This is a genomic window from Vulcanisaeta sp. JCM 16161 (assembly GCF_001316285.1).
Window position 1 is genome coordinate 149,797 of the sequence record NZ_BBDO01000007.1, and the last position, 7,018, is coordinate 156,814.

General features: G+C 46.3%; 12 protein-coding genes and 3 pseudogenes. 9 read left to right on the forward strand and 6 right to left on the reverse strand.

Annotation, left to right across the window (positions count from 1 at the left end; genetic code table 11):
- Positions 1–58: 58 nt before the first annotated feature.
- From JCM16161_RS10530 to JCM16161_RS10545, 7 genes and pseudogenes are all read left to right on the forward strand, one after another.
- A pseudogene (locus JCM16161_RS10530) lies at positions 59–774 on the forward strand (sugar phosphate nucleotidyltransferase).
- 42 nt (positions 775–816) lie between these two features.
- The gene (locus JCM16161_RS18120) at positions 817–1,299 is read left to right on the forward strand and encodes a hypothetical protein (protein WP_243671387.1); all 483 of its coding nucleotides are present in this window, start codon (positions 817–819) and stop codon (positions 1,297–1,299) included.
- Positions 1,224–1,820, forward strand: coding sequence for a glycosyltransferase family 4 protein (locus JCM16161_RS18125; RefSeq protein WP_243671388.1), 597 nt, complete (start codon positions 1,224–1,226; stop codon positions 1,818–1,820). The genes JCM16161_RS18120 and JCM16161_RS18125 overlap by 76 nt, the downstream gene beginning before the upstream one ends.
- Positions 1,813–2,226 (forward strand): M20/M25/M40 family metallo-hydrolase, encoded by a 414-nt coding sequence (locus JCM16161_RS18130; protein ID WP_243671398.1) that lies wholly within the window; start codon positions 1,813–1,815, stop codon positions 2,224–2,226. Before JCM16161_RS18125 ends, JCM16161_RS18130 begins: the two co-directional genes overlap by 8 nt.
- Before the next feature lie 136 nt (positions 2,227–2,362).
- Positions 2,363–2,881: a peptidase dimerization domain-containing protein gene (locus JCM16161_RS18135; RefSeq protein ID WP_243671389.1), complete on the forward strand. Its 519-nt coding sequence runs from the start codon at positions 2,363–2,365 to the stop codon at positions 2,879–2,881.
- The gene (locus JCM16161_RS18140; RefSeq protein ID WP_243671390.1) at positions 2,869–3,003 is read left to right on the forward strand and encodes a M20/M25/M40 family metallo-hydrolase; all 135 of its coding nucleotides are present in this window, start codon (positions 2,869–2,871) and stop codon (positions 3,001–3,003) included. The genes JCM16161_RS18135 and JCM16161_RS18140 overlap by 13 nt, the downstream gene beginning before the upstream one ends.
- A 63-nt stretch (positions 3,004–3,066) precedes the next feature.
- Positions 3,067–3,619 (forward strand): annotated as a pseudogene (locus JCM16161_RS10545) (50S ribosomal protein L22).
- On the opposite strand, the gene JCM16161_RS10550 reads toward JCM16161_RS10545, so the two are convergent.
- Genes JCM16161_RS10550 through JCM16161_RS10555 form a run of 3 tightly spaced genes read right to left on the reverse strand, consistent with a single transcriptional unit; the run spans position 3,613 to position 4,784 of the window.
- Complete coding sequence (locus tag JCM16161_RS10550; protein WP_054855823.1) at positions 3,613–3,987, reverse strand: hypothetical protein; 375 nt, start codon at positions 3,985–3,987, stop codon at positions 3,613–3,615. The pseudogene JCM16161_RS10545 and the gene JCM16161_RS10550 sit on opposite strands and share 7 nt — an antisense overlap.
- On the reverse strand, positions 3,959–4,180 hold the full coding sequence (locus JCM16161_RS18145) for a hypothetical protein (protein WP_243671391.1): 222 nt from the start codon (positions 4,178–4,180) through the stop codon (positions 3,959–3,961). The genes JCM16161_RS10550 and JCM16161_RS18145 overlap by 29 nt, the downstream gene beginning before the upstream one ends.
- A 28-nt stretch (positions 4,181–4,208) precedes the next feature.
- Positions 4,209–4,784: an NAD(+)/NADH kinase gene (locus JCM16161_RS10555; RefSeq protein ID WP_243671392.1), complete on the reverse strand. Its 576-nt coding sequence runs from the start codon at positions 4,782–4,784 to the stop codon at positions 4,209–4,211.
- A gap of 100 nt (positions 4,785–4,884) precedes the next feature.
- On the opposite strand from JCM16161_RS10555, the gene JCM16161_RS10560 reads away from it, so the two are divergent.
- Positions 4,885–5,283, forward strand: coding sequence for a translation initiation factor IF-5A (locus JCM16161_RS10560; RefSeq protein ID WP_054855824.1), 399 nt, complete (start codon positions 4,885–4,887; stop codon positions 5,281–5,283).
- Positions 5,284–5,289: 6 nt separating this feature from the next.
- On the opposite strand, the gene JCM16161_RS10565 is transcribed toward JCM16161_RS10560, so the two are convergent.
- Complete coding sequence (locus tag JCM16161_RS10565; RefSeq protein ID WP_054855825.1) at positions 5,290–5,853, reverse strand: DUF655 domain-containing protein; 564 nt, start codon at positions 5,851–5,853, stop codon at positions 5,290–5,292.
- A gap of 11 nt (positions 5,854–5,864) precedes the next feature.
- Positions 5,865–6,212, reverse strand: coding sequence for an RNA polymerase Rpb4 family protein (locus JCM16161_RS10570; protein WP_054855826.1), 348 nt, complete (start codon positions 6,210–6,212; stop codon positions 5,865–5,867).
- 108 nt (positions 6,213–6,320) lie between these two features.
- Between JCM16161_RS10570 and JCM16161_RS10575 the strand changes: the two genes are divergently transcribed.
- Positions 6,321–6,611 (forward strand): 50S ribosomal protein L21e, encoded by a 291-nt coding sequence (locus JCM16161_RS10575; protein ID WP_054855829.1) that lies wholly within the window; start codon positions 6,321–6,323, stop codon positions 6,609–6,611.
- 162 nt (positions 6,612–6,773) lie between these two features.
- On the opposite strand, the pseudogene JCM16161_RS10580 reads toward JCM16161_RS10575, so the two are convergent.
- Positions 6,774–7,018 (reverse strand): annotated as a pseudogene (locus tag JCM16161_RS10580) (hypothetical protein); the annotation flags it as partial.

Consider the following 7,018-nt stretch of genomic DNA (forward strand, 5'->3'; position numbering starts at 1 on the left):
CAAGGCAGTCATTACAGCGGCTGGGCTTGGCACGAGGATGAGGAACATGACTCTCATAATGCCAAAGGCGTTACTGCCATTAATTCGTAGGAATGAAATGCCCATGCTTGTTCCAATAATTGACCTAATAATGACGCGCCTCCAGGAGGTTGGTGTCTCCAAGTTCCTAATTATTGTTGGTAGGAATGGAAAGCCACTAATTGATTACTTAATGGATAAATTATTCACTGATTCGCTTAAGGTTCAAATATCATTCACATTCCAGGAGAAACCCCTCGGCTTTGGTGATGCCGTGCTTAGAGCCGAGGACTTCGTGAACTCCGACCCATTCTTCGTCCATGCAGATGACGGCATTTTAACGAGTGGATACCTAGAGGGTGTTAGGCTGTATAATGAGTTGAGACCTGATGCTGTATTGTTCCTTAGAAGGGTTAGTAATCCAAGTAGGTATGGTATCGCGGTCGTTAAGGACGAAGGGACTTATGGCGCTATGGCCTGGTTAAGGTGTTGAATGTTGAGGAGAAGCCGAGTAATCCCAAGTCTAATATTGCCATATCCGCTGTCTACATATTTAATAGAAGGATATTTGATGGACTTAGGTCTGTCAGGGTGGGCGGGGAGCTTGAATTGACGTACGGCATTGAGAACGTGATTAATAGCGGTGGTGAGGTCTATGGATTATTACTTAGTGATGATTCCTGGCTTAGTGTTGGCGACCCTGAGAGCTACTTCAACACAATTACTAGAACATTCAACTTACGTGAAGGAGACTAATATTTAATAATAGCCCTGGTTTACTCATTTACGACTTAGCCTATGCTTGTAAACATTATTGTAAGTAGGAACAGGGTTTCTGGGGAGATAAGGACCGGGATTAGGTTAAGGCTTGAGAATCCACCACCTGGCGTTAATTATAGGGTCATTAATGAACCCGTTGGTTTATCACCATCATCTAATGACTTCTACATAACCAGGGACACAACAACTAAGTGGTTTCTTAAGGCATTAATAGAACCAGCATACTCACTTAAGCTGAGGGGATTAACCCACGCCTTTTTCCTGAACCTATTCATACCACGAACACCCTGGGTACAGGAGATTGACCAACCAATATTTAACCTATTCGAGAAGTACATAGGTAAGTCAAGGAAGAGTTCGTTATATAGACTCGCCATAAAAACCTTTAGGTACTTATTCAATAGGGATAACGTGGCAGTGATAACATGGACCAATGGAGTAAGGAGGGCCTTGAGGAGGAGGGGTTTAGGGATGTTAGGGTTGTGCCACCGCCAATGGTGACGAGTTTTAGGAAAATCGATGATAAGATAACGGTTGGATTCGTCGGTGTTGAGTATCGTAGGAAGGGTGGTGACATTGCGGAGGACGTTATGTCAAAGCTACCAAGGCGCATTAGGAAGGTTTATGTTGGTAAAAGCCCAAGGAGGATTGAGGGGATTGAGTATTATAAACCAATGAGGAGGGATGAACTACTCAGGTTAATGGCTGAGTTTGACGTGCTCCTCTTCCCAACTAGGGGTGAGGCCTATGGGTTCACGGCACTCGAGGCGATGAGTATGGGGATACCTGTTGTCGCGTCTAATGTGGATTCGGTGCCTGAGGTCGTGGGTGATGGCGGGATACTATGTGAGGTTAATGATGTTAAGTGCTTCCTGGATAGTGTTAAGGAGTTGATTAACTCCCCCGAGTATGCCATGGAGCTTGGCGCTAGGGCCAAGGCGATCATTGCCCAGAGGCATTCGCCCAGTATTGTTGGTAAGGAATTATTAGCAATATATAATGAGTTAGGTGGGGATGAATGAAACCGTTAAGCAAGTAATTGATGTATTGATGGAACTAATTAGGTTAAGGACGGTAGCACCGCCTGGCGAGAATTACCTGGAAATCGTCACCTACCTGGATAATTTATTAACTAATTATGGGTTGAGTACGAGGATTGTCGAGGTACCCCGATCCATCGTTAAGGAGAACTACCCTGAATATGCTGATCATCCAAGGTACATATTACTGGCCGAGCTATGTAATGCCAGGGACAAAAGAATACACTTCAATGCTCACTATGATGTGGTTCCTGGAGGAAATGATTGGTTGGTTACGGAACCGTTTAAGCCAGTACTCATCAACGGCAGGATCTACGGCAGAGGCGCATCCGACGATAAGGGTGGTGCGGCAGCCTCGTATCATTGGCGAAAAGGCTTAGTGAACTAGGAGATTTCCATGGGTGCGTTGAGTTCTCCTTCACACCCGATGAGGAACTTGGTGGTATGACTGGCGTTGCTACCTAATTGGCCAGGTTCGTAAACCCGATTATGCCATTGTCGCCGAACCAACGGGCCTTGATACAGTGTGGGTTGGCAGTATGGGGATACTACAACTGGATATCGTCGTTAGGGGCCTACCAAGTCACGCCTCACAACCGTGGTATGGAGTTAATGCCTTTGAGGATGGCGTTAGGATAGCCCATGCATTAATTAACGACTTAAAACCTAGGATTGAGGATAGGCAATTCCTGGGTGAGAGGGCGGCAATCACATTGGGAGGGTTTGTTGGGGGTGGTTATTCTCGTAATATTGTACCTAATTACTTTCAATTCTCAATAGATAGAAGGATACTGCCAAACGAGGATCTCGAGACCGTACACAATGAATTAATTAATTACATAAATACGTTAAGGGATGGTGTTAAATCAGCAATAGATATTTACATAGTAAATAGGGTGGAACCCGCCCTAAATAATAAATCAGACCTATTAGGTAAGTTAATGAATTCAATAGACCATGTATTGCACGTGAATCCCAGGGTAGGCATATCGAGGTTCCCGTTGATACTCGATACTTTCAAAGGGCCGGTGTGGATGCATTAACGTACGGGCCAGGCAATATCACCAGCGCCCATGGACCTGATGAGTACGTGGAGATTGATGACATTATTAAGTCTGTGGATGTATACTTACGATTAGTTAGGGAGATTTATGGTAATGCCTAGGTATCTCGCATGAATTACGGTAGGTAAATATTTTTATATTGCATTGCTCACGTTGGTTTGGGTATGGCTAGGATTGATTGGAGTATTGATGCTGAGGACGTCATTAGGAGGGTTAGGGAGATTTATGGGGCAAACATTACTGAGGATCAGGTGGTTAAGGCCCTTGGCTATGAGTATAGGATTAGTTGGAAGAAGGCTGTTGAGGTTGCCCGGTTCATTAGGGGCTTCACGATTAAGCAGGCCGAGGAATACCTGAACAATGTCATTAAGATGAAGGCCCCAATACCAATAAGGAGATTCACCAAGAAGCAGGCACACCACACAACGCCCTGGGAGGGTTGGCCGGTGGCTAAGTGGCCTGTTAAGGTTGCCAAGGCTACCTAGAGGTTCTTAAGAACCTCGAGAATAACGCGAGCTATAGGGGCCTCAATGTCGATAACGTGGTCATCATCCACGCAGCGGTGCATAAGGGTCGTAAGATCAGGAACTACATGCCCAGGGCCTTTGGTAGGTCAACACCCTGGTTCCAGGACACAGTAACAATAGAGTTGCTGGCGCCGAGATACCTGAGGAGAACGTGCCGAAGAAACTTAAGTTAAGGCCAAAGCCCTACTGACGCCTTCTCAGGAAGACCACTGAGTACCTAATCCCCAACCTCCTAAGGAACTTTATTAGCATTGAGTCGTCGGTAATAACTAGTGGGTTCTCATCCTTTAATTTCATTGCCAGGACTATTAATGAAACGTCAGCATCACTCAATAGCCTTGGTATGTGGTAATTCCTCCGTGCATTGGCAACCTCATCTTCGCTAACCTCATAAACGCTTATGTTCAGTATTTCAGGAACAACAATGGCCCTCTCATCCCTCAACTCATTAATCACGTAATTCGTGGTTACCAGACTGCCCATGCTCATTAATGGGCGTAAATCCCTCATGTGAAGTATTGCGGACGTATCAAGTATTACAACATCTCCGGGACTCATGGTATGAATAACCTCCTAAACACCTATCGTACATTCTGTACTGGCGTGTCCTGATAAACCTAACCTTCCTATCACCCGGGACTATGTGTATCTCAGCACCCCTCTGAGCGACAATACCATCGCAGAGTATGTGGGCCACCTCACTCGTTAATACCTTAATGGGTATTTCATATGGATGCACGACTGGGACCAAGGCCCTTGAGAAGGCGCAAGCGGCACTATTAACTTAACGGCCAACCTACTATCGACAGCAGGGCCTCCTGCCGCCAGGCATAAGCCGTGGAACCCGTGGGCGTCGCTATTATGACACCATCCATCCTAGCCCTCATTATCTCCTCACCGCCATCCTCGACAATCGTCACGTTTATTAAGTGCCCTGGATCAACCCCCTTAACCAAGACCTCATTTAATGCCGTGCACTCGAAGTCCTTAGCCACGGCCTTCAATGTGAGCCTCTCCTCGATCGTGTATTCACCCTTAACTATCCTATCAAGGACCTGGGGCAACTCCCTGGCGCTCACGTCACTTAGGTAATTAACCCTGCCAGTACCTATGTGGAGTATTGGCGTATTTATGGAATTGGTGACCTCATGAATAAACCTTAATACCGTACCATCACCACCGATCACCATAGCCATATCAACATCCTGGGAACCATCCCACTTAGGTATGCCTAGGTTCTTGACCTCCACGTCCCTGGCGGCGACGACCTCAACCCCATTACTACTAAGCCTATTGATTATTAATTTTGCCAGTGCGTAATCCTCGTACTTACCAATGTACATCATTATTCTCATTAATACTCAGGCTAATGCATAACCAAGTGAATTAATAAGTAATTTCTCAGGAAATTACTCGATAGAAAACCTTTTATTGGCTCTAGCTATGTCGACTTGTATGTCAACGAAGCCAACAGAGGCAGGTTCGGTGAAGGAGGGTAGTTATGTGATGATTGATGGGGAGCCATGCAAGGTAGTTGAGGTTGAGAAGAGTAAGACTGGTAAGCATGGCTCTGCCAAGGTAAGGATAGTGGGTATTGGGGTTTTCGATAACGTTAAGAGGACCCTGATAGTACCTGCTGATGCCCAGGTTGAGGTGCCGATCATTGAGAAGTTCGTTGCCCAAGTCGTGGCTAAGGTTGGTGATTCCTGGCAGTTAATGGACCTTAGGAACTACAGCACCTTTGAGGTTGCCCAGGACCAGATGGAGGAGGAGGTTAAGGGTAGGATTGAACCCGGTGTTGAGGTTGAGGTTTGGGATATTGCTGGGCGGAGGAAGATTATTAGGGTTAGGTAGTTAAAATTAACCCACGAAGATCCTATACTGATCAGTGCCCTGTAACTCCCTCAATATCCTGTCAATAATTAACTTCTCAGGGTCAATACCAACCCTACTCTTTATATCATCGAAGGATTGGAAGGGCTTCTTCCTCCTCTCCTCAAGTATTTGCCAAAGGGTCTTCTTGCCAATACCCTTAAGCAATTCTAGGCTATGCATTTTCAGGGTTATTGGGCCAGCCTTATTGAAGAAATCCACGAACCTACTCTCCTGGGCCTTAACAATCTTGGCAATAACCTCAGGAAGTGCGTTCTTGGCCTCGTTGGTTAACTCGTCATAGTTAATCCTCCTGACAATCTTATTCACCTTATCCCTAGTCCCACTACCTATGTAAACCCTCTCACCAACCTCAGCCGTGGCGTTGGGCTTAAGCGTTAACTCAAGTAGTGTGAAGTACTGCTCACCAATGGCCTGCACGTACGCCTCATTCCTCGGGAAGCCCTTCTTAATGAGGGATGGGTCTTTAATGAGCATTTGCTCCGGAGGTATTATGTCGAGTATGTATGCGTAGTCCTCCCTCTTAACCATTCAGAACACCCTCAGGAACCCCTGGCACTCTTTAGTAGGTTTAGGATCTCCTCAACATCCTTATCACTGAACTCCCTCTTCTCAGTCCCAAGCAATACCCTAAGCTCATCGGCTGTCTGAGGCATTAAATCGACTATTTGTATCGCGGTCAATCTAGCCAGGCCGAATCTCTTCATTAATTCTGAAATCAATTCCCTAGCCTTGTCCGGGCTAACCTTGGAGAATTTCCTGAGGTAGTCCAGGGTGTTGTTCACGACCTCGTCAGTAATGCCAGGATTAACACTGATTAGTTTCTCCTCGAGAATCCTGAGTGCCTCGGCCATGGAAATATCCTCAGAATTAATGATACGCTTAACCACAATTAAGTCCCTAATAAAAATCCCTATTTAAATTTAAGGATTGGTGGACATGAGTCATTAATGAAGGGAATGCTTAAATACTCCATAGGGTTGTGGTGCTTGGGGTTCATCGTGCACCGAACACATGGATTACGTTACAAGTCAAGGAAGCTATTGACAAAGAAGCCCAGGGAGAAGGGTAGGCCTGGGATTTCCAGGTGGCTCTATGAGTATAAGGTCGGTGATAAGGTGGTCATTGACATAGACCCAACATTCATAACCACGGCACCGCATAGGAGGTACCAGGGTAAGGTCGGCACGATAATAGGCAGGAGGGGTAAGGCCTATGAGATTGAGATTTACGTTGGCGGTAAGAGGAAGATCATCATAACAACGCCAGATCACATAAAACCTTACTAGTGTTAGCAAAGGACCGCATCACCCTCAGCCGTACTCCCTAACATCATTATATGCTTGGGGTGGGTGTTGAATTGTATGCTGGGTGTGGGGATGGGGCTTGGTGTGCCTAGATTTGGGTGAAAATTGGGATGTGTGGATTTACGCCTTGGTTCTTTTTGGCGGTTATTTCGGCAACGTGTTGGGCTGCGCTTCCTTGATGAGTGCCCTGGGCTTAATGCCCAATCGCCGTCCGCCGTGTGTGGTCTGTGGGTCCACAGCCTTGTTGGTTCGATCGCCGGCCATCGACGGCTCGATTAAGTACCTCATTGTCTTGCTTAATGCCACCTCTTGTTCACCGGCCTCATCACCGCACGCGTACCTAATCTTAATGGTCTTCGGCTCTTTGCTTATTATGATGTATGTTGCCC

Coding starts and splice junctions, on each gene's coding strand:
- JCM16161_RS18120 (WP_243671387.1), top strand. CDS start 817: ATGCTTGTAAACATTATTGTAAGTAGGAACAGGGTTTCTGGGGAGATA.
- JCM16161_RS18125 (WP_243671388.1), top strand. CDS start 1,224: ATGGACCAATGGAGTAAGGAGGGCCTTGAGGAGGAGGGGTTTAGGGAT.
- JCM16161_RS18130 (WP_243671398.1), top strand. CDS start 1,813: ATGAATGAAACCGTTAAGCAAGTAATTGATGTATTGATGGAACTAATT.
- JCM16161_RS10550 (WP_054855823.1), bottom strand. CDS start 3,987: ATGAGTCCCGGAGATGTTGTAATACTTGATACGTCCGCAATACTTCAC.
- JCM16161_RS10555 (WP_243671392.1), bottom strand. CDS start 4,784: ATGAGAATAATGATGTACATTGGTAAGTACGAGGATTACGCACTGGCA.
- JCM16161_RS10560 (WP_054855824.1), top strand. CDS start 4,885: ATGTCAACGAAGCCAACAGAGGCAGGTTCGGTGAAGGAGGGTAGTTAT.
- JCM16161_RS10565 (WP_054855825.1), bottom strand. CDS start 5,853: ATGGTTAAGAGGGAGGACTACGCATACATACTCGACATAATACCTCCG.